General features: G+C 54.0%; 20 protein-coding genes, 1 tRNA gene and 2 pseudogenes. 15 read left to right on the top strand and 8 right to left on the bottom strand.

Going from position 1 to position 20,940, the window contains the following annotated elements:
- Positions 1–393, top strand: a pseudogene (locus BEN30_RS18565) (hypothetical protein); the annotation flags it as partial.
- 80 nt (positions 394–473) lie between these two features.
- Here the strand turns inward: BEN30_RS18565 and BEN30_RS05200 are convergent.
- Positions 474–1,160 (bottom strand): Crp/Fnr family transcriptional regulator, encoded by a 687-nt coding sequence (locus tag BEN30_RS05200; RefSeq protein ID WP_245648993.1) that lies wholly within the window; start codon positions 1,158–1,160, stop codon positions 474–476.
- Between the two features lie 246 nt (positions 1,161–1,406).
- On the opposite strand from BEN30_RS05200, the gene BEN30_RS05205 reads away from it, so the two are divergent.
- Positions 1,407–1,730, top strand: coding sequence for a hypothetical protein (locus BEN30_RS05205; RefSeq protein WP_069957292.1), 324 nt, complete (start codon positions 1,407–1,409; stop codon positions 1,728–1,730).
- A 9-nt stretch (positions 1,731–1,739) separates the two neighbouring features.
- Here BEN30_RS05205 and ggt read toward each other — a convergent pair whose 3' ends face one another.
- Positions 1,740–3,293: a gamma-glutamyltransferase gene (gene ggt / locus BEN30_RS05210; protein ID WP_069957293.1), complete on the bottom strand. Its 1,554-nt coding sequence runs from the start codon at positions 3,291–3,293 to the stop codon at positions 1,740–1,742.
- 170 nt (positions 3,294–3,463) lie between these two features.
- Here ggt and BEN30_RS05215 point away from each other — a divergent pair, with 170 nt between their 5' ends.
- On the top strand, positions 3,464–4,699 hold the full coding sequence (locus tag BEN30_RS05215) for a ChaN family lipoprotein (protein ID WP_170826965.1): 1,236 nt from the start codon (positions 3,464–3,466) through the stop codon (positions 4,697–4,699).
- Positions 4,696–6,609, top strand: a complete 1,914-nt coding sequence (locus BEN30_RS05220; RefSeq protein ID WP_084005063.1) for a M1 family metallopeptidase — start codon at positions 4,696–4,698, stop codon at positions 6,607–6,609. Before BEN30_RS05215 ends, BEN30_RS05220 begins: the two co-directional genes overlap by 4 nt.
- A 25-nt stretch (positions 6,610–6,634) precedes the next feature.
- On the opposite strand, the gene BEN30_RS19090 is transcribed toward BEN30_RS05220, so the two are convergent.
- Entirely contained in the window at positions 6,635–6,769 is a 135-nt protein-coding gene (locus tag BEN30_RS19090) for a hypothetical protein (protein ID WP_281201824.1), read from the bottom strand.
- A gap of 218 nt (positions 6,770–6,987) precedes the next feature.
- Here BEN30_RS19090 and BEN30_RS05225 point away from each other — a divergent pair, with 218 nt between their 5' ends.
- The 4 genes from BEN30_RS05225 to BEN30_RS05240 all read left to right on the top strand — a co-directional run bounded on the left by BEN30_RS05225 (position 6,988) and on the right by BEN30_RS05240 (position 12,433).
- Positions 6,988–8,181 (top strand): ATP phosphoribosyltransferase regulatory subunit, encoded by a 1,194-nt coding sequence (locus BEN30_RS05225; protein ID WP_069957295.1) that lies wholly within the window; start codon positions 6,988–6,990, stop codon positions 8,179–8,181.
- Between the two features lie 3 nt (positions 8,182–8,184).
- Positions 8,185–9,477 (top strand): adenylosuccinate synthase, encoded by a 1,293-nt coding sequence (locus BEN30_RS05230; protein WP_069957296.1) that lies wholly within the window; start codon positions 8,185–8,187, stop codon positions 9,475–9,477.
- A 170-nt stretch (positions 9,478–9,647) separates the two neighbouring features.
- Positions 9,648–11,861 (top strand): hypothetical protein, encoded by a 2,214-nt coding sequence (locus BEN30_RS05235; protein WP_069957297.1) that lies wholly within the window; start codon positions 9,648–9,650, stop codon positions 11,859–11,861.
- 14 nt (positions 11,862–11,875) lie between these two features.
- Complete coding sequence (locus BEN30_RS05240) at positions 11,876–12,433, top strand: hypothetical protein (protein ID WP_069957298.1); 558 nt, start codon at positions 11,876–11,878, stop codon at positions 12,431–12,433.
- Positions 12,434–12,564: 131 nt separating this feature from the next.
- Here the strand turns inward: BEN30_RS05240 and rpoH are convergent, their stop codons facing one another.
- Positions 12,565–13,458 carry an RNA polymerase sigma factor RpoH gene (gene rpoH, locus BEN30_RS05245; RefSeq protein WP_069957299.1) on the bottom strand — a complete coding sequence of 298 codons (894 nt, stop codon included), beginning with the start codon at positions 13,456–13,458 and terminating at the stop codon, positions 12,565–12,567.
- Between the two features lie 125 nt (positions 13,459–13,583).
- Positions 13,584–14,351 carry an RluA family pseudouridine synthase gene (locus BEN30_RS05250; protein ID WP_069957300.1) on the bottom strand — a complete coding sequence of 256 codons (768 nt, stop codon included), beginning with the start codon at positions 14,349–14,351 and terminating at the stop codon, positions 13,584–13,586.
- A 230-nt stretch (positions 14,352–14,581) separates the two neighbouring features.
- On the opposite strand from BEN30_RS05250, the gene BEN30_RS18570 reads away from it, so the two are divergent.
- The 3 genes from BEN30_RS18570 to BEN30_RS05265 all read left to right on the top strand — a co-directional run bounded on the left by BEN30_RS18570 (position 14,582) and on the right by BEN30_RS05265 (position 15,577).
- Positions 14,582–15,001: a hypothetical protein gene (locus BEN30_RS18570; protein ID WP_069957301.1), complete on the top strand. Its 420-nt coding sequence runs from the start codon at positions 14,582–14,584 to the stop codon at positions 14,999–15,001.
- Complete coding sequence (locus BEN30_RS05260) at positions 14,998–15,456, top strand: Mov34/MPN/PAD-1 family protein (protein ID WP_069957302.1); 459 nt, start codon at positions 14,998–15,000, stop codon at positions 15,454–15,456. Before BEN30_RS18570 ends, BEN30_RS05260 begins: the two co-directional genes overlap by 4 nt.
- A 45-nt stretch (positions 15,457–15,501) precedes the next feature.
- Positions 15,502–15,577, top strand: a tRNA-Glu gene (locus BEN30_RS05265).
- A gap of 6 nt (positions 15,578–15,583) precedes the next feature.
- On the opposite strand, the gene BEN30_RS18275 is transcribed toward BEN30_RS05265, so the two are convergent.
- Positions 15,584–15,868 (bottom strand): hypothetical protein, encoded by a 285-nt coding sequence (locus BEN30_RS18275; protein ID WP_139134867.1) that lies wholly within the window; start codon positions 15,866–15,868, stop codon positions 15,584–15,586.
- Between the two features lie 188 nt (positions 15,869–16,056).
- Here BEN30_RS18275 and BEN30_RS05270 point away from each other — a divergent pair.
- Positions 16,057–17,144: pseudogene (locus BEN30_RS05270) on the top strand (IS3 family transposase); the annotation flags it as partial.
- 210 nt (positions 17,145–17,354) lie between these two features.
- Here BEN30_RS05270 and BEN30_RS05275 read toward each other — a convergent pair.
- Both BEN30_RS05275 and BEN30_RS05280 read right to left on the bottom strand, forming a co-directional pair.
- Positions 17,355–17,906, bottom strand: coding sequence for a hypothetical protein (locus BEN30_RS05275; RefSeq protein ID WP_069957304.1), 552 nt, complete (start codon positions 17,904–17,906; stop codon positions 17,355–17,357).
- Positions 17,907–18,068: 162 nt separating this feature from the next.
- Positions 18,069–18,566, bottom strand: a complete 498-nt coding sequence (locus tag BEN30_RS05280; RefSeq protein ID WP_170826966.1) for a response regulator — start codon at positions 18,564–18,566, stop codon at positions 18,069–18,071.
- 335 nt (positions 18,567–18,901) lie between these two features.
- On the opposite strand from BEN30_RS05280, the gene BEN30_RS05285 reads away from it, so the two are divergent.
- From BEN30_RS05285 to BEN30_RS05295, 3 genes are all read left to right on the top strand, one after another.
- Positions 18,902–19,102, top strand: coding sequence for a hypothetical protein (locus BEN30_RS05285; protein WP_069957306.1), 201 nt, complete (start codon positions 18,902–18,904; stop codon positions 19,100–19,102).
- 4 nt (positions 19,103–19,106) lie between these two features.
- Positions 19,107–19,418, top strand: a complete 312-nt coding sequence (locus tag BEN30_RS17860) for an integration host factor subunit alpha (protein ID WP_084005067.1) — start codon at positions 19,107–19,109, stop codon at positions 19,416–19,418.
- Positions 19,419–19,705: 287 nt separating this feature from the next.
- Positions 19,706–20,395: a hypothetical protein gene (locus BEN30_RS05295; protein ID WP_139134868.1), complete on the top strand. Its 690-nt coding sequence runs from the start codon at positions 19,706–19,708 to the stop codon at positions 20,393–20,395.
- The last annotated feature ends 545 nt before the right edge of the window (positions 20,396–20,940 follow it).

Here is a 20,940-nt window from a genome sequence, read left to right on the forward strand (position 1 = left end):
AACCTCGCCAATCAAACCGCAAAGGCGACGGAAGAAATCTCAGCACAAGTCGGCGCGATCCAAGGCGCAACTCAAGACGCCGTTAGCGCCATTAAAACCATTGGCACGACCATCACCCGAATAAGCGAAATCGCTTCGACCATTGCCTCAGCCGTCGAAGAACAAGGCGCAGCCACACAAGAAATCGCGCGCAACGTTGAACATGCGTCCAGCGGCACGGCTGAAGTGTCTTCGTCTATTCGCGAAGTCAATCAGGCCGCCGAGGACACCGGGGTTGCCGCCACCGACATCCGAACGGCGGCGCAAGACCTCAGCAAACAATCCGATAGTCTCAGCACAGAGGTCGCGAACTTCCTCAAAGCCATTCGGCCCAAGCCTGAAGATCTTAATTAGGCTCCGGCCCCCCCTAAACTCAACAAAAAGGCCGGGAGAAACTCCCGGCCTTTTTGTTGCACCCCGATGTTCGAAGCGCGTTATTCACCGCGCACGTCCTCGACCATATCCTCAAGGCGCTCTAAATCTTTGACCACCAAGGCGTCCTTCTGGCGTTCGACAATACCTTTTCGCGCCAAATCACTCATCACTCGCGCCACGGTCTCGCGGGTGGTGCTGACCCGCGAGGCGACGTCTGAATGAACCGGAATGGGCTGAATGACGGCGGTCATATCATCTTTCGTCACTTTGCGCGCCAAGCTCAACAAATCCGCATGAACCCGGTTGTTGGCCCCCAAGGTCGACAAATCCATAATGCGTAGAGTTGACGTGCGCACCAAGTAGGCCAGGTGCTTCATCAACTTCAACGCAATTTTTGGATGGCTCAAAATCATGCGCTGAAACTGATCGGACGGCAACGAAGCGATGCGCGCTTCCTCCAGGGCCATCACGCTGGCGGAGCGCGGCAAGCCATCGATTGCGGCAAGCTCGCCAAAGTGCCCGCCCGGTTCCAAATCATCAAAGGTGATTTCCCGACCCAAAAGGGAATAATTCACCACTCGAACGCGTCCCGATACGACAAAAAAGATGTCGTTGCTATCGGAGTGCTGATCAATAATCTGCTCACTCGCGCCGTATGTTTTCCATCTGCAATTTTTCTCAACGACGGCGATTTCTCCGTCATCAAGTTCGGACAGCAATCGAATTTCTCTCAGCGTATCGACCACGCTTTTTCTCCTTATGGGACATACGTGCGTCTACAATTTTGTCAGAAAGGGCAGTATGCCTCAAAACAGTTAACCAATTTTTGATGTTTATTCACAACACTGTTGATATACAAGGTTGTCTTTTGAGTGCTCTTTCGTTCGCCTGTAATTTGATTTATACAACAAAATCAATGCTCGCAGGTAAAAATTGATTCGCAGTTGCCTCTGGAAGAAATCCGAATCAGAGGCGGAGAAGGACCAAGAATCATGGCAAAACCGGCCCCACTGGCCGAGCCTCAAGGGCCAAACCATTCCCCAAACGAAAATCGTGATGGGGTTTTTAACACGCCCGCTGATGCGGCTCCCATCCCTGCGCGCCCGCAGGCCCCTCGTGTTGAAGCACGTTCCCTCAGGGGCACGTTCGCAAAATCCATTTGTTCCGCGCACGGACTGGCGACGCGCAAAGATCGTGAGGCCTGCGACGATGGTGTGCCGTGTCATTGTTTGTCGGAGTGCATGAACCAAGCCGATGCGACGATTCGCTACTTGGAACTGCGCCGGGCACTGATGACAACCGACGAGAACCATTAGGGCCGGAACCTACACGACCACCGCCACGCCACCCCGACGAGGATCGCCCCCGCCGGACAACGCACCTGTGCGGCCGTTGTATTCCACGGCATGCACGCCGCCAAAAAACAGATTCAGCTCACCCCACACCTTACATTCATCAAACGCTTTGATGAGTTGCTCTCGCACGCCTTCATCAAAGCCCGCTTCGACATTCAGCAAACCGCGCTCATAGTGGATGCGCGGCAGTTCTACGGCTTCTTCAATATGCGCCCCAAACGACAGCAGGTTCAAAATCACCTGCAACACCGCTGTGCGGATGCGGTTAGAACCGCCAGATCCCAGTGCCGTGATCAAACCATCAGAGCGCAAAATCAGACTTGGCGCCATCATCGACGACATCCGCGTGTCAACAGGCCACTGATGAAAGCCCTTCGGGTTGATATCTTCTTCGCCCAGCATGTTGTTCAGCACGATGCCCGTGCCCGGTATGACGTAGCCTGAGCCTTCGCCGTTGGAAACCGTCATGGAAACGGCATTGGCGTCTTTGTCGATGACGCTGATGTGGGTGGTGCCCCGATGCGAGGCTGGGCGGCCCAAAATTTCAGTCCGGTAGCGGGCGACGAATTCCGGTTCCAGAACGGACTTTGAGCCCTGTTCAGGATGTTCATTGAGGCCGCTTTCAACCCGCGCCTGATTGCTCAAGGCCATCACCTGAGCCAAACGGTCCAGATGTGTGAACGAACCAAAGTCCAATTGCCCCAACCCGGTGTCGGCAATCAGCTTTAAGGCAAAAGCAATCAACGTGCCGCCCACCGAGGGCGGCGGATTGGTGAAAATCCGTGCCCCTTCAAAGTCCACTCTCAAGGGGGCGCGTTTGATGACGGCGTAGTTTTCAAAATCGGTGCGGCGCAAATGTCCGCCCAAGTCTTCACAATCTCTTGCCACTTGGGCCGCGACTTCGCCCCGATAAAACAAATCGTCGCCTTCGCTGGCCAAGGCTTCCAGGAAATCGGCTTTGGCGGGGACCTTCATCACTTCGCCCGCGCGAATCAGCTGACCGGGATGGGATGGGCTGGCGTATTGGGCCCGACACGCAGGCGTAGACTTATAAATCGGGGCAACAATATCAAAAACAGAGGCCTGCAACGCCGACAGCTTAAAGCCAGACCGGGCCAAGTCGATGGCGGGCTGAAGGATTTCACGCATGGGCATGCGGCCCAGTTCGCGGTGAACGTCGAATGCCCCTTTGACGATGCCCGGTGTGGCGATGGAACCCACGCCGATGTGAAATTCTTGGGTCACCGTGCCGAAATCGGCATCTATGGGCTGAAAATCAACTTCATCGCATTTGCGGCGAGGGGTGTGGGCAAAAAAATCATATAGCACAGGCGCCGTCGTTTTGGCCGAAGACGCCAACAAAAACCCGCCGCCGCCCAAACTGGACAGCACTGGCTCGGCAACGGTTGAGGCAAACAACCCCGCCAACGCAGCATCAAACGCATTGCCGCCCGCTTTCAAAATTTCCGCCGCCGCGCGGGTGGTCTCCCTGTCCCCTGCGGCGATGGCTCCATATTTGCTCAAAACAGACGATCTCCTTAAAGGCCCCTCAGCGACCCTAACTATTGATCCCGGGACAAACAATAGGGTCGGGACCGAATAGACCGGAAAAATTCGTCGTATTTCCAACACATTTTTTTGGCTACACTCCTCCCATGACACCACAAATGATTCCCCTCTTTGCGATAAGCCTCATGGTTGCCGGATGCATTGCACAGGCCAGCCCGGAACTTTCGTCCTCTGAAACAGAGCGTAAACTGAGCGACACCGCCTGTGTGCCAGCAGGGACATGGTACGACCCGGCCACCCAGCAAACCCTGGGCAACGATCAAATCATCAAGCGCATGCAAGACAAAGACATTGTCTTGTTGGGGGAAACCCATGTTATCGCCGACCACCACCGCTGGCAGGCGCAAACCATCGCCCAGCTTTATGCTCAGCGCCCCAACATGATTTTGGGCTTTGAAGCCTTTCCCCGCCGGGTCCAAAGCGCCCTAGACCAATGGGTGGCCGGAGACCTCAGCGAGCAAGAATTTCTCAAAGCCAGCGATTGGGAAACAGTGTGGAAATTCGACGCCAGCCAATACATGCCCCTGTTCCACTTTGCCCGCCTCAACCGTGTGGCCATGGTGGCGCTGAACGTCGATCGCGCGTTAACCCGCGAAGTGTCACTCAAAGGCTGGAAAAACATACCCTCCGATGACCGGCGCGGCATTGGCGATCCAGCCCCCGCCACGCCTGAATATCTCAAAATGCTGAGCGACGTTTACGGTCAACACGACAACCGTGAAGGCAAGAAAAACGGCGACCCCAAAGGTCCTGACCTGACCGATCCGATGTTTTCCAATTTTGTCGATGTCCAGCTGACCTGGGACCGCGCCATGGCCGAGGCGGCTGATACGGCCTTAAAAGATGCCCGCCGGGCGGGACAGGACGCGCGCATCGTCGCCATCATCGGACGCGGCCATATGGATCATTTTCTCGGCATTCCAGCCCAGCTGAAAGACTTAGGCCACAAAGATGTCGGCGTTCTCTCCCCTTGGGATCAGTCTCGTCCCTGTTCCGAACTGGTCAGCCCGAATGGCATCCCGGTCGCCGATGCGGTGTTCGGCGTTGCCTTCACAGACGCCATGATGGGAGCTGAAAAACCCAAACTGGGTGTGATGATCGAAGCCTCTGAGACAGGCGTGCGGGTTGACGAAGTGATCAAGGACTCCATCGGCGAAGCGGCAGGCCTCAAACAAAACGACATCATTGTGCAGGCGGCCGGAACAAAACTGACGCAAGCCAGCACCTTGGTGTCCATCATCAAATCCATGAGTCCCGGAACCTGGCTGCCGTTAAGCGTCAAGCGCGGCAAAGACACCCTTGAACTCATCGCTCGTTTTCCAGCCGGTCTCGAAGAGCCCAAAACACCCGGACCCAAATGATGCGGTTATGGGCTTTCCTCTTAAACATACTCGTCTTAACGGGATCGACCTGGGCTGTTGAGGCCCTAGCCGACGTAGCGCCTGTTCATCACATCGCGACGGTCCGAATTGATCCCGCTCAAAACCAGATTGACGTCGTTGACACCCTCACCTTGACCGCCCAGGGCCTAACGCATTTTCGCCTCTCGTCCACGTTCAAGGTGAGCAGCGCCAAAGTGGACGGCACAGCGGTTTCCTTCAGCCGAACGCAGGACCGCCTATCCTTGCGCTTAAAGGGCCCCCATACCGTAGAGCTCAGCTACGCCAGCCGAGAGCTGCCGTCGTTGGATGATGAGGGCGGCTTTATCGACCCTGACTGGCTGGCCCAACCCGATGATCGCCTCGCCACCTGGGGGATTAAAGGCTCAGTGCCCAACGGTCAAAAGTTCGTCGTACCGGGGCGCTTGGTCGATGAGACGGAGACGGATGGGGGCTACACCGCCCAGTTTGAAAGCCTCACCCCATCGGCCTCACCGATCCTGATCACGGGGCCGTATCACGTGCACGAGTTGATGGCGAACGGGGTGCGCCTGCGGACCTATTTCCATGCAGAGCTGGCGGCCCTTGCCAATGATTACCTGAACGACACGGCTGGCTATATCGACGGCTACGCGGCCACAGTCGGGCCCTATCCCTACCCTGGATTTTTCATTCTGTCCGCCACCCACCCGGTGGGTTGGGGCTTGCCCGGCATGACCTATATGGGGCGCCGCGTGCTGGCCTTGCCGTTTATCCGCACAACCTCATTGCCCCATGAAATTTTGCACAATTGGTGGGGCAACGCCGTGGAGGTCGATTACCAAAAGGGCAACTGGGCGGAAGGTCTGACCACCTATCAGGCCGACCACGCCATGGCTGAAAAGCTGCGCCCCGGTGCGGCCCAAGAGATGCGCCAGGAATGGCTGCGAAATTACGCTGCATTGCCGCGTGAGAGCGATCAGGCCCTCAGCGCTTTTCGCTCCAAGACCCATGACGCATCCCAAGTGGTGGGCTACGGCAAGGCCGCGTTTGTCTTTCACATGCTGAAAACCCAGTGGGGCGAAAACGTCTTCAACAAGGCCTTGCAACGATTCAATCGGGACAACACCCGCAAAGTCGCGGGTTGGGCTGACATTAAGGCGGCGTTTGAAGCCGAAACCCAACAAAACCTCTCGGCATTTTTCAGCGCCTGGATCGAGCGGTCCGGCGCGCCGGAACTCACCCTCAGCGACGCCACCAACACAGACGGCGTGCGTTTCACCCTTAAGCAAATCCAGGATGGCCTGGCGTATCCGTTAAACATCCCCATCGACATTGAAACGCCGCAGGGCATTCAGCGCCACGTTGTGAACCTTGTCACCAAAAGCCAGACCTTTTCGTTTGCGACTTCGGCCAAGGCGACGGCGGTGCGCGTTGACCCGGACACGGACGTGTTTTTGCGCCTCAACGCCGCCGATATGCCCCCCATCTTGCGCGACATCACCTTGGACCCAACCGCCCAAGTGGTGGTGCTGGGCGACGGCGTGGTTCAAGAACTGGGCACTGAATTGGCGCAAAGTCTGCTTCAACCAGCCGACCCAGGAGATGGCGACAAAACCGTCCTCATCGTTGGCCTTCAGGCCCCCGTGCGAACCTATTTGGCACAACACCACTTGCCAGCCGTTCCCGAACGGATTGCGGCACAAGGCGACGCCCGCGCGTGGACGGCACGCGATGGTGCTGGCCGCACTTTGTTGGTGGCGGAAGCCTTAGATGCGGACGGCCTGAAGGCGCTCACTCGCGTCTTACCCCACTACAAAAAGCGCAGTTATGTGATTATGCAAGACGGTCAAACCTTCGACAAAGGCACATGGCCGGCAAAACTCCAGGCGTTGACAGTGCACTTTGAGTAGGGAAAAAGGCATAAAAGCGAATAAATTAAGCCGCCAACAGCAAGCCCATCAGGCCGATCAGGGCACCCGCGCCAATGCCGAAGGCGTACAAGGTTACCGTTACGACACCGTTAAGCCTGCTTTGCGCCTGCAAATCTGCTGTAGCGGTTTCATTGTTCATCGGTCTTAACCTTCGTTTATCCTTATGGGGATGGCGCAATGTGTGTTGAATAGAGAACCATAAGGCCTCATGGTTAACGTCAGGTTAGCGGGGCTCAGAAGCGGGCCGCACTTGCCCAAATGATCGTTTTCGGCTACACAGCGAGCGGTTGGTTCGGTGTAGTTCCCTACGGAGTCGTCTCTGAACCTTTAACACGTGAATTGAAGCGCCAAAGTTCCATGAGCCAAAATACCGAAAAGGCCCTGCTCCCCGCAGGCATGCAGGATGGTCTGCCGCCCGAAGCTGCCCGCGAAGCAGATGCAGCAGGGCGTTTGGTTGCGCATTTTGACGCCTGGGGCTATGGCCGCGTCAAACCGCCGTTGATGGAATTTGAAGAAAATTTGCTCTATGGCTCCGGCTTGGCCATGGCGGAACAGACTTTTCGCGTTCAGGACCCGGTCAGCCAGCGCATGTTGGCGTTACGCCCCGATATGACGTTGCAGGTCGCGCGCATTGCCGGTTCACGGCTCAGCAATTCACCGCGCCCTTTGCGTTTGGCGTATTCAGGCCAAGTGGTACGGGTTAAAGGCTCTCAGTTGCGCCCCGAACGCCAATTCGGCCAAGTCGGCGCAGAACTGATTGGCCCCTCCAGCCCGGCAGCAGACGTCGAAGTCGTGCTGATGGCCGCCGAAGCGCTCGAATCCATTGGCGTGCAAAACCTCAGCATCGACTTAGGCTTACCCACCTTGGCGGCGCAAGTGGTGCAAAACTGCCCCTTCACCGAGGCCCAAGCCCGCGATCTGCGCATTGCGCTCAACCGCAAAGACAGCGCGGGCGTCGCGGCCTTTGCAGACGTTCTGGGCGACAAGGTCTTGGCCGCACTGCTCGGCATGCTGGACGCGGTTGGTCCCGCAGCAACGGCACTGAAAAAATTGAACGCCATTGACTTGGACGGGGATGCGAGCGCCCTGCGCGCCCATCTGGCTGCCGTCACGCATGGCGTCCTCAGCGCCAACAACACCATTCAATTGACCATCGATCCGGTGGAAAACCGCGGATTTGAGTATCATACAGGGGTAACATTCGCACTGTTTGCCCGCGGGGCTTCGGGTGAATTGGGCCGTGGCGGACGCTATGAAGCGGGCGGCGTTGGCGCTTTGGAAGACGCCACCGGCTTTACGCTGTTCATGGACACCGTCTTGGATGCCCTGCCCCAGGCTGCGGCGCAAAGCTGCGTCTATCTGCCCTTCGCCACGCCGCCCGCGGATGCCCGCAAGCTGCGCGCAGAGGGCTGGCGCACCATCACCGGCTTGGATGCAAACGCAAACGAATCAAACGACGACCAGGGCGAAGCCCGGCGTCTTAACTGCACACACCTGCTTGAAGGCGGCAAAGTGCGTGCACTCAACGAACTTACAGGGAATGAGGGGTAAATCATGGCCAACGTAGTGGTCGTCGGCTCGCAATGGGGCGACGAGGGCAAGGGTAAAATTGTCGATTGGCTGTCTGAACGCGCCAACGTGGTGGTGCGTTTTCAAGGCGGTCACAACGCGGGCCATACGCTGGTCATCGATGGCGTCACCTACAAATTGCACATCCTGCCATCGGGCATCGTGCGCAAAGGCACCTTGTCGGTCATCGGCAATGGTGTGGTCCTGGACCCCTGGAACTTGCTGCAAGAAATCGATAATCTGCGCGGCCAAGGGGTCGAAGTCAGCCCCGAAAATCTGAAAGTCGCGGAAAACGCACCGTTGATTTTGCCGCTCCACGCCAACTTGGACCAAGCCCGTGAAGAAGCTTTGGGCAAAGCCAAAATTGGCACCACCGGACGCGGCATCGGTCCGGCCTACGAAGACAAAGTCGCACGTCGCGCCATTCGCGCCGGAGACTTGGCCGATGAAGATCTCATCAAAGCCAAAGTCGAAAAAATGCTGTTCCACCACAATGCCCTGCTGCGCGGCCTCGGTCAGCCAGAACTCATCGGTGCCGATATCGTTCAGGCGTTGATGGAATTGGCTCCCAAATTATTGCCCTACGTGGACACCACCTGGATGGTTCTCGACGAAGCCAAAAAAGCCGGCAAGCGCATTTTGTTTGAAGGCGCGCAAGGCACCATGCTCGACATCGACCACGGCACATACCCGTTTGTGACCTCGTCCAACGTTGTCGCCAGCCAAGCCGCCGCCGGATCAGGCATGGGCGCAAACGCCATCGATTACGTCTTGGGCATCACCAAAGCCTACACCACCCGTGTCGGTGCAGGTCCGTTCCCAACTGAATTGTTCGACGACGTCGGCGCGGGCCTGGGCAAGCGCGGACACGAATTCGGCACCACCACGGGTCGTCCGCGGCGCTGCGGCTATTTTGACGCTGTACTCGTTCGCCAAGCCGTTAAAGTTAATGGAATCAGTGGTATAGCCCTGACGAAGTTGGACGTTTTGGACGGTATGGACGAGCTGAAAGTGTGTGTCGGCTACAACCTGAACGGCAAGCGAATCGATCACCTGCCGGCCTCGACCAAGGATCAGGAAAACGTCGAACCTATCTATGAAATCATGGAAGGTTGGTCCGACAGCACCTTTGGTGCCCGGTCCTGGGCGGATTTGCCTGCCACGGCCGTAAAATACGTGCGCCGCATTGAAGAGCTGATCGAAGCCCCGGTGGCACTTTTGTCGACCAGTCCGGAACGCGACGACACGATCTTGGTCCGCGATCCCTTTGCGGATTAAAATCTACACCGCCCTGCTGAGCACGGGCCACTCCGTTCACCTAAACTCAGAACCTCCCGCGCCGCCAAACGCGGGAGGTTCTGCGTCTAAAGACGTTGTTTTTTATAGCCTTTTAAGATAACCTATCAGCCTGTTTCAAATGCTCGTAGAATTCGAGCTGGAGGACCTTGATGGTTGATGCCCTGAACCAGGCCGTAGAAACGGCTGAAGCTCAGACGGATGCATCGCTTCCCCATGTGGGAAGCGATGGTGTTTCTGCGCCCCCATCCCCCTCTCCAGCCACACCAGCACCTGAAATCAAACCGGCGAACGGGGCCCCTGCAAAGACCTCTTCCACGGGCATTCCTGAGCCGGACCGTGGCGGACCGCTGCCGCCGCTTGATGATGCGCTGTTTCCACCGTGTGCGCTGAACGATCGCTATCTCATTTATCCATCCAAGGCGCTGCCTGACCTCAACTCTCCACAAGCTTTGGCCTACAAGGCCGAAGACCGCCGCGAACCCGGCCGCCCCATTTTTGCTCTCATCTGCAAACCGGGTCTGCCCATCCGCACGGGTCTGCTGAAAGAACTGCGGACACAAGGCATTCGTGGCATGCTGCCAATGCTTGATTTCGGCCCTCTGTTTTGGTCACCCATTGACCAGACCACCATCGCCATCGTTTTTGATCGGCCATTGGGTGGGCGCATGCTTCAGTCAACCGCTGATCGATTTACTCGGATCACCGAATACGAAATCAGCAAAGTGATTTTTGAACCGCTGTCACAAGCCATTTCCGAGTTGGCCGTCATCAGCTACGCACACCGCGCCATCCGCCTCGACAATCTCTTTTACATGGATAAGGAACGTAAAAATCTGGTGCTTGGCGAGTGCCTGACGTCGCCACCCGGATTTGACCAACCCGCCATTTACGAGCCTTTGAACCGCGCATTCGCAATGCCGTCCGGACGCGGTGACGGCATGATTTACGACGATATGTATGCCCTGGGCATTTTGAGTTTGTTTGTCCTTCAAGGCAACAATCCAGCAGCACGTTTCAGTGATGATGAGATGCTCTCCGCCAAAGCGGAAAAGGGCACGTACCAAGCCATGTGCGAAAACGAACGGATTACGGCATCATTGATCGAACCCGTGCGCGGTTTGTTGGCTGATGAAGAGTTTGAGCGCTGGAACATCGAGGCCCTTGATCAATGGCTCAACGGGCAGCGCAAAACACCTATTCAACGCCGTCCGGCAACCAAACCCAAAGCCCCATTCAAGTTCGGCGCGCGCGATCACATGACCGTCCGATCCATCGCGCAGGCGTTCTCAAAAAGCGTTCCTGAGGCCATCAAGATCATCAGAAGCGGCAAATTGGAACATTGGCTGCGCACCAGCATTGATGCCCCGGAGATTGCAGATTCTCTTCTTGAAATCATGACCATACCGAAGGGCCACGAAGCCTCACTCGATGCTGCAGATGATGTTTTGGTTTCTAAGGTTTGCATGCGCCTGGATCCGCACGGGCCCATTCGCTACAAACATTTTTCATTCTTGCCGGACGGTTTCGGCGTCGCGATGGCGGTTGAATATTTGCGCAAGGGCAATTTCCAAATTCCCGGTGAAGTTCTAGCCCGCGATCTCATTGGTTTTTGGGCGGGCGTGCACGAGAAAAAAACCGTTGAAATTTCAGCGATAGAACGCTCATTCATTTCCTTGCGCAACTTTGCCAGGATTAACGAAATGGGCTACGGCATGGAACGCTGCCTCTATGAACTTAACCAAACCTTGCCCTGTCAGAGTCCCTTATTGAACAAGACTTATGTTGATCACATCGACGACTTCTTGTCCGCAATTGATGACATTGCCGATCACACCGATAAGCGTTCAAGGCCCATGGACAAACATATTGCGGCCTTTATCGATACACATTTCAAATATGATGTTACGCCGCACCTGAAGGCACTTAGCGATCCACACGAAGAAACGTCTCTGATCGGCTTGCTCAGCCTCTACGCCTTGATGCAGTGGCGTATGAAAATACCTGCCTTGTATGGATTATCAAGCTGGTTGGGGGGATTGTTGGCACCGGCCATCGGCACCTATCACAGCCGCACGACCCGGCGACACATCGAACAAGAAATTCCGGCACTGGTGCGTCAAGGCAGCTTGCCAGAGCTTTTTGATCTCATTGACAATGCCGATCGACGCACCGTCGACAACTCGGATTTCGAGGCCGCACAAATTGCTTTCGCCCATGCCGAAGTGGAAATCGAAGGCATCGTCGGCGAAGGCATCGATCAAAAGAAGGTCGCCCTTGAAGCCGGCGAACGAACGACTGCCATGCTGGCCATTACCCTTTCGATGATCGCCACCACGGTCATCATTTTTGCAACAACGATGTAAGCCGGAGCAAAAACATGGCACGGCAACAGGCCCAAAACACTGGTCAAGAGGAACTCCGCAGACGGGGTCGCTCTAACTTGACCTGGATCTTGCTGGTGCTGACGTGCTTGGTTGTGTTGGCCGGACCGACCATGGTGGTTCTCTTTCTTGGGATGCTGCCAACAGTGGTGGCTCTGATCATTGATCGCACCAAGCAAAAGAGCACGACCTTTTGCGTCGGCTCGGTTAATTTTATCGGCGTGTTTCCTTTTATTATGACCTTGTGGACCGACATCAATACCTTTGATGCGGCGATCCTCACCGTCAGCGATATCTTCAATTTGCTGGTGATGTATTCGGCTGCGGCCTTTGGTTGGTTTTTATTTCTCACCATGCCGCCCATCATCAGCTCGTTCGTGATCGTTTTGCAGCAACGCAAAGTCGCGCAGTTGCGGGGCGAACAAAAAGACCTCATTGAAGAATGGGGCACTGAGGTCGCTTCCATTGTTGAAATGCGCAAGACCGCAAAGCAAGAACAGCATATGGAGCATGGTGTGGAAGGTACAGGTCACCACCGGGGCCATAGAACCTAGGTCACAACACTGACACGTGAACTTAAAAACAAACCGCCGCACATTCGGTGGCGGCGGTTTGCTAGTGTTCTTAACGGGGTTGCATTTAAGTCAACGAATGTAACGCCCTGTACGTCAAAACCAGATCCAATTCAGGCGGAAATGTTTTGCTCAATCATGGCGTTTTTGACAGACTTTTGAAGCTTCTCAAACGCCCTCACCTCGATCTGACGCACCCGCTCGCGTGAAATCCCAAACGACTTGGAAAGGTTTTCCAAGGTTGCCGGCGTCTCTTTCAAACGCCGTTCGGTGAGGATTGTGCGTTCCCGCGTAGACAAGCCCTTCATCGCGCCTTTCAACAGGCTGCGACGGCGGATCAATTCCTGGAATTCAGACAACTGCTCTTCTTGATTGTCGGTGTCGTCTTCCAACCAGTCTTGCCATTGTTCTTCGCCATCCATGCGCACGGTCGCGTTCAGCGAACTGTCCGGGCCACTGAGGCGGCGGTTCATGTTGACCACTTCAACTTCGGAGACACCCAGACGGGTCGAAATTTTTGTCACGTTTTCCGGCGACAAATCCCCTTCTTCATAGGCCTGCATTTGACCTTTGAGACGCCGCAAATTGAAAAACAGCTTTTTTTGTGCCGCCGTCGTACCCATTTTGACCAAAGACCATGAATGCAGGATATATTCTTGGATCGCAGCGCGAATCCACCACATGGCGTAGGTCGCTAAGCGAAAGCCACGTTCCGGATCAAAACGCTGGACCGCCTGCATCATGCCGACATTGCCTTCCGAAATCAGTTCTGCGATGGGTAGTCCGTATCCGCGATAGCCCATGGCAATTTTTGCCACCAAACGCAAATGGCTGGTCACCATCAGATGGGCGGCGACTTCATCGCCCTTATTTACCCAGTCCTGAGACAACTGCTGTTCCTGTTCCAGGGTCAGCATGGGGAATTTACGGATGTCTTGTAAGTAACGCGTGAGATTTTGCTCGGGCGAAATATCTAATTTCGGCAGCACTTTTGCAGTCGTTGTCATCACATCAATCTCCCAAATCTATGCCCTAGAGCATTTCCAATTCGGTCTCTCTAGGTAATCACTATACGCCTTTTTAGGGGCGCGTTCAATAATACCTTAGTAGAATACTCGGGATATAATGCGTGTCAAACTCTTTCTAATTCACTCTCTATCTCTATGATAAATAAAGGTTTTTCTGCTCTAAAAAATAATTTTTCTTGCGTTTTTGGGTGTAAAAACCCAATTTCATACGCAAACAAAGCTTGATGGTCAAGTTTGTCGACGCATAAGCGCGCCTCGGCATCCAATAGGTTGCGCTTTGAACGCCCGCTCCCGCCGTATACCGGATCGCCAATCAAAGGGCAGCCAATTGACGTCATGTGCACCCGAATTTGGTGGGTGCGCCCGGTCGCCAGCCGACACTCGACCAAAGAGGCCACCGTGCCAAACGCTTTCAATACCTTGTAGCGGGTCAGCGCATATTTTCCGCCCCGCTCCAGTACGGCCATTTTTTTCCGATTTTGCGGAGACCTTCCGATTTGACCTTCAATCTCACCTTTAAGCGGATTCGGAACGCCCCACACCAAGGCCATATAGGCGCGGTCCAAGGAGTGATCGGCAAACTGACGGCTGAGGCCTTCGTGGGCGGCATCGTTTTTGGCCGCGACCATCAGGCCGCCGGTGCCTTTGTCGAGACGATGCACAATGCCCGGTCGTGCCACACCACCAATGCCCGACAAGCTGGCCCCGCAATGCGCCAACAACGCATTGACCAGGGTCCCATCCGCGTTGCCCGCCGCCGGATGAACCACCAAACCGGGCGGTTTGTTGATGACAATCAGGTCGGCATCTTCATAAACAACGTCCAGCGCAATGTCTTGGGGGATGGGTTCGGCCGCAACGGCGGGGGGCACGCAAATGACGTATACATCGCCAGGGCGAGCCTTTTTGGCGCCGTCTGTGACCGTTTCCCCGCCCAGTTCCCCACAAAAACACGGCCATCGTCCATCAAAGCCTTAAGCCGGGCGCGCGAAAGCCCGTCTGCGGCTTCGGCCAGCAGCTTATCTAAACGCATCCCGGCCTTGTTATCAGGCACCTGTACGGTGTATGTGGTTTCACAGATGATGTTTTTCATACTTAGACAATGAAGCGGATTGAAATGATGGCGATGGCGAAGGGTCTGGTGATCGTGATGAGCTTTTTCATCGCTGTGCTGATGGGATTGATGATCTATGGCTTTTACCAGAAGTCGCAAAACCCCAACTATAAAATGTTTCGCTCCGACAATACGCCCCGAGCCCAAGCGGACGCAATGCCTGCGTCGGACAATGATTCGGACTTAGATACAAAACAATCTACACCAACGCAGTCCGGGTCAACCGCTGCTCAGGCATTTGGCGAAATCGACCTTGGCTTGCCCCAAACCGCGCGGGTCATTTCGGCACGTGCCAAACAGGGCCGTTTGATCTTGGTCATCGCACGCAACGGGGAAACGGCCGATCTGGTTGTTATCGTCGACTTGCACAGCGGCAAGGTCTTGGGCCGGGTGAAGACGACCCCGTGATCCACATCAGTCCCAGCCACTGCGCAGACATCACCGCTCAGGCTGAACGGGCGTATCCTTATGAATGCTGCGGTCTGCTGGCGGGGATCATCAGCCCAGACAAGACCGTCACCGTCACCCGTGTGGTGGCCAGTGCCAATACAGTCATCGAGCACCACAAGCCCCCGAACGAGAAAAGCGGGCGCGACAGCTTTGAAATTGATCCGCAAGTGCGCTTTGATCTGATGCGCGCACTCAGCGACACCGATGAGACCATCGTCGGTCACTACCATTCCCATCCCGATCACCCCGCCCAGCCTTCTGAGCGCGACCTTGACATGGCGTTTGAACCGGAACTGGTGTGGCTGATCGTCTCCGTCCGCACCGGGCAAGCGACCGCCCCCCAGGCTTGGCGTCTCAACCGCGACACCCGCAAAATCACCAAGGTCTCGTTAGAGATCTGCGAAAACAGTTGAAAGCCCCGCAAAGGAGCCCTATACCAGCGCTTCACTTGGCCCCAAGTCCCCTTCGTCTAGAGGCCTAGGACACCGCCCTCTCACGGCGGCAACACGGGTTCGAATCCCGTAGGGGACGCCAAGTTTTTCAATATGTTAGCTGCTCAACTGAGCGGCTTTTTTCATTTGTACCCATAAAATACCCATAAGCCGTTCCTGAATTCAGTGCTGGAGGGCTTGTTTTAGGGCCTGACAAAATTTCCCCAACGCCTCGTGCGCGCGTACTTGTCCCCGATTTATCCCAAGTCATTAAGCGCCGAGTGATTCGGGCATGGCCTTCCCAGATGGCGATAAATGTCGCCTGAGCAAGGTTACTAGGTTTAGAGGTAAGCTTAAATTCAGCCCCATCTTGAAATTCGCCTTCTATTTCCATGTGATTTTTCCTTTATTTTTGGGTTGAGCCCATCATCTGAGCAGAAGGTTAACGTGTATCACTAAATCCCACTATTTTAGAGAACACCCGCGCATTCCAGCTACGCTCCCCTATGGTATATTATAAGTGTTCCTGCATTAGGTACCGCTCACCACTCGGAAACGCTCATATCGGTTCCTGCATTGGGTAAGGCGTTGCGCGCCGAGACGCGCGACCTGAAAGAAGCGCTGGCCGAGCAGATGCTGGAGAACCGCCTGCTCAAAAAAAGCATGATAGGGGATGGGGGAGACGAAGAATGAGGTACCCCGCATCCGAAAAGCTTGAAATCATCCGGCTGGTGGAGAAATCCCACCTGCCGGTGCGCCGCACGCTGGACAAGCTGGGCATTCCCAGCACGACGTTCTATCGCTGGTATGACCTTTATCAGGCCTTTGGTGAAGTCGGCCTCGAAGACCGTACCAGCGGCCCCGGGCGGGTGTGGAACCGCATCCCAGACGATGTCAGGGGTCGGGTCGTGGAATTGGCCCTGGACGAGCCGGAACTGAGCCCCCGGGAATTGGCGGTCAAGTTCACCGACACCAAGGGTTACTTCGTCTCGGAAGCCTCGGTTTACCGGCTTCTCAAGGCCCATGACCTGATCACCAGCCCGGCCTTCGTGGTGATCAAGGCGGCCAGCGAGTTCCGTGACAAAACCACGGCGCCAAACCAGTTGTGGCAGACCGACTTCACCTACTTCAAGGTCATCGGTTGGGGCTGGTTTTACCTGTCGACGATCCTGGATGACTTCTCCCGGTACATCATCGCTTGGAAATTATGCACCAACATGCGGGTTGAAGATGTGACGGCAACGCTGGAACTGGCGCTGAAGGCGTCGGGCTGCGACGCCGCCAACGTCGTGCACAGGCCTCGCCTGCTCAGCGACAATGGCCCGTCGTATATCTCCGGCGATCTGGCCGAGTGGCTGGAGGACCGAAAAATGGACCATGTGCGGGGAGCGCCCAACCATCCCCAAACCCAGGGCAAAATCGAACGTTGGCATCAAACCCTGAAAAACCGCATCCTGCTGGAGAACTATTACCTGCCGGGGCATCTGGAAAATCAGATTGACGCCTTCGTCAAACACTACAATCACAAGCGCTATCACGAAAGCCTCGGCAACGTCACGCCCGCCGACGTCTACTTCGGGCGCGACACTGCCATTAAGGAAAGGAGAAAACGCATCAAAAAACAGACCATCCAGAAACGCCGCTTGAACCATCAGCGGCAAGCCGCTTAACATCAACCCAGGTGAGCCAGATCCTCCGTTAAATCAGATGATCGATTGGCCCAAATATTTTGACGACGGACAGAGGGCAATGGCAATTTGAATGTTTGCTGTCATCTAATCGGCTTTAACATATATTTCTAGGTTTCAGAAGATGGAATCATCTACAAAACAACAGCCACACTGTAAACTGTCTAAGGTCCGTTTTTGACCCAAGAGACATTAAAACAAAAGTAGTTTAGGTGCCTTTTCAATAACCTCTGAGAGAATGCGCTCAGCTTTATCCACTTGAATCAATGTACTCTTGTTTAAGCGTGACTTAAATCGTTCGTCTGTCAATTTTATTCGAGCATCATTTAAGGACCTCAGTTCATGAACGAAAACTTCACGAGATCCCAGCGGCAAGTATTCATCGTTGGAAATCGTCGTTAGAAAACTTAACGACCCAGTCAAAACGATACTCCAAATGGCGGCGATAAGATCGTCAAATTTTTCAAGAAGCTCGTCTTTCTCTCCTTGAGGCTGGGTTGCCAAACGCCCTTCGATAATAATGATAAAGGCAAGGTTTTCCGAAACCACGCGCTGAAATTCAAGGAAGTGATACGTGTAAACCTCATCTCCCAAATCTTGCAATTTCTGACTGATTTGTTTGAGGGTATTGACGCGGCCTTCTAGGATGTTAACAAACTCTTCGACCTCTGCACGTCTGTCTGCAATCCTTGCGAGCTCGATAAGTCGTTGCTCCTCAGTCAAACGAGAATTAGGGCGGCTCATTGTGTTTCCCTCGCCTCATTGAGCAGACCCAGATCAGCGGGATAGCGGATCGCCGTCATCACGGGGTGCGGCTTCAGTTCACTATCTTCTACAATTAGAATCATTTTGGACATGTCGTGCGCCTGTATGTTTGGAGGCTGAAACGTCTTGTGCGGTCGTTGTTCACGACCACTGTTTGGAAGACGTGCTGGTGGGTTTGGCCGCAGAGATTGAGAAGCCGACCGTTGACTCGATAACGCTCAACAGGTCCTGCGGTGATACGGGTTTAATCAAGATCTTTGCGGCACCTACCTGGGCAGCCACCTCGTGAACTAGACTGTTATGATCTGACGTCAGAACGATGACCGGGATATGGATGTCATGCAGTCTGAGATGATTCAGAAACTCAATCCCATCCATGTTTTCCATATGAAGATCACAAATGATGATATCTGGGTTGGGGTAGGCCTTTTGGGTAATTTGTTCTACGGCGTCTACGCCGCTTTCGGCCTCATAAACATTGAAAATTTTCAACGCGGCGAGAAGCTGGATAATAATCTTGCGCATTGTTCTTGAATCATCAATGATCAACACACCTAAACCGTCTGAATCTATATTTGGCGCACTCATGTGAAACCTGCCAGGTGAATTTTTAGTGAACGGAATGACGGTGAGGTGCATGGCGAACCACAAGCCTTGCATAGGCCCGCAAAATTTCGGCCCAATCATGGTACTCGTACATCTCTCCTGATTCATTGAATCTTTTTAGGTTTATAAAAATATATTCAAAAGCCCTCCGCTTGCCCTTATTTTTAATAAGCACATCCGCAGCTTGGAGGGGATCAATCTTTGACATAATTTATGTTACCCTGAATCCCTAAAGATTAACAGAGTCTTAATGCTGTGTTGGTTCTGTGGCGCAAGCTGGTGATATGAATCATCCGCAGTTGTATATTGTCCATTGCAAGACGCGCGGGGGGGGGGTAGCATATCCACTTATATTTTGGGGGAATACAATGGCAATTTTAGAATTAACTCTCCTTAAGGGTGTTGCGGTAACAAAATGTGCATTGCTTGGGCTTGCTAAAGTTGGGCTTGCCATGGGCCCGATTGGCGTGCCAATGCTTGTTGTGGGTAGTATTGGTTCACTTATGCTCATGGACCAAGCTGCAGCAAAGACTGCTCAATATATCATCGTGAAGAATACAAGTTGCTAGCCGAATGTCTGGTCGTACTGTAACGCGCTCTCAACTCAGCGATGCCATTTTTAAAGAGGTTGGCCTCTCGCGGAGTGATTGTGGTGCCCATCTGGACAGTGTACTCAACATGGTTACTGATGCCCTAGTCAGAGGCGAGAATGTCAAACTCGCTTCGTTCGGCAATTTTTGCATACGTTCCAAAGGTGACCGCATCGGTCAAAACCCCAAGACTGGAGAAGAAGTCCCTATTTTGTCACGCAAGGTTTTGATATTCCGGCCATCGCCTTCGATGAAGGCACAGATTAACTCAAAACGTACACCCGGTGGCTCATGAACGCTAACGATTTACCGCAAGATATTCGACTTTGGCTTCTGGCTGCCGGCAAAGATACAGGCGTGTTGGAACAAGACGTGCCGCTACCAATGGCCCACGATGCAATAAAACGGGGGCTGGTGCGTGAAGCCTCGGGGGATTGGGTTCTAACAGTTCAGGGGCGCAACGCAATTGACAAACTTTTGAGTAAATTGCCGATGTCTAGAAGGGTAGGACAGCCCCTAACTTAACGCTTGGATTGCGCCCAACAATTAAGACCCCGGAAAGGTAATCGTTAGGATACGGATATGCAGAATGTTCCTCTAACCCCCGATCAAATCTCATGTATTCTTTGGAACGTTAATGCGTTGATGGCCCAGGGCCAGTCGGCGGAGGATGCCTGTCTAAAACTTGGCGTTTCTAAGCTGAACTTTGAGCTCTGGACGCGGGAATACGGGGGGGGGAAACCGGCCTATATCAAATGCCTGGAAGCCTTGGCGGAGATAGATAAGAAAGGTAATGTTCCTGAATTTGTAGCTAAATTCTCCGAATTTCACGTTTACCAACAACAAGGATTTAAGGCGCAAGGGATAAGTTTTAGCCTGAATTTCAAAATTGCACTGTTAACGCGCCTCAGTAAAATGATCGTAGCGCCGACAAAAAAACCTCGAAGCAGTGACAGTGGCGAGTCTTGGGGGAGCGATGGCGGTCAGGCAAATACGCCTTACAAGCGCGCCAATGAAGCCTTGATTGACGAATTTTCAAACATCATCCGTTTCTATATGATGCGCGCAAACAAAGCCGGAACTCCTGTGAACGGAAATCTGGTGTCGGACATTACCCTGGACGTTAAGGGCAAGGTCGGCGAACTGGTGTCCAATGGGCTGCTGGCTCTGTTATCCAATCGTGAACTCAGCCCCAAACAGCAAATCGAACTGAAAGAAGGGTGGTTGCTCTTGGGAAGTTACATTGACCGTCTGCTTCGAATGGGCACTTAAAGGTACGCCATGATTTTTGTGCACCGTTAAAACTACGCCCGCCGCAAAGGCAAAAAAATTTACCAAGGGTGCGGCGCATAAAGCTAATTAGGCTGCTCTATGCCGATGATTTATGATAACGTAAGGGTTCCCAATTGGCGGCGCTTTCGCTGTGTGCCGCACGCCATATCACTGACTTCCGAGTTTGTTAAGGGTTGTCGGACGCGGCTTATCACGTTGACCCATTATCTCCCTTTTGGGGCGGCTTGACCCGCTTTCTCTGCCCGATACCGTCAAACTGATCACCGCCCTGGGTCTAAATTTCGTTCCGATCTGAAGCTCAATCCCCTGACGCTGGGACATGAAACACTGTTTTATTTACGCTCGTGGCTGTCATTTTGCCCCAACTGTAATCTAAAAAATCCAAGAATGCCGTCTGTTAGAAAATAGGGTTCTCTTGGTGTTACTTCGGTACATGCATGTTTTTACGCAGGAAAAAATAAACGCAAATCAAGAATTCTCATAAAGATTTAAGGTTTTGAGTGATGGCCATATGAGTGCTTGCC

This window comes from Magnetovibrio blakemorei (assembly GCF_001746755.1).
Lineage (GTDB): Bacteria > Pseudomonadota > Alphaproteobacteria > Rhodospirillales > Magnetovibrionaceae > Magnetovibrio > Magnetovibrio blakemorei.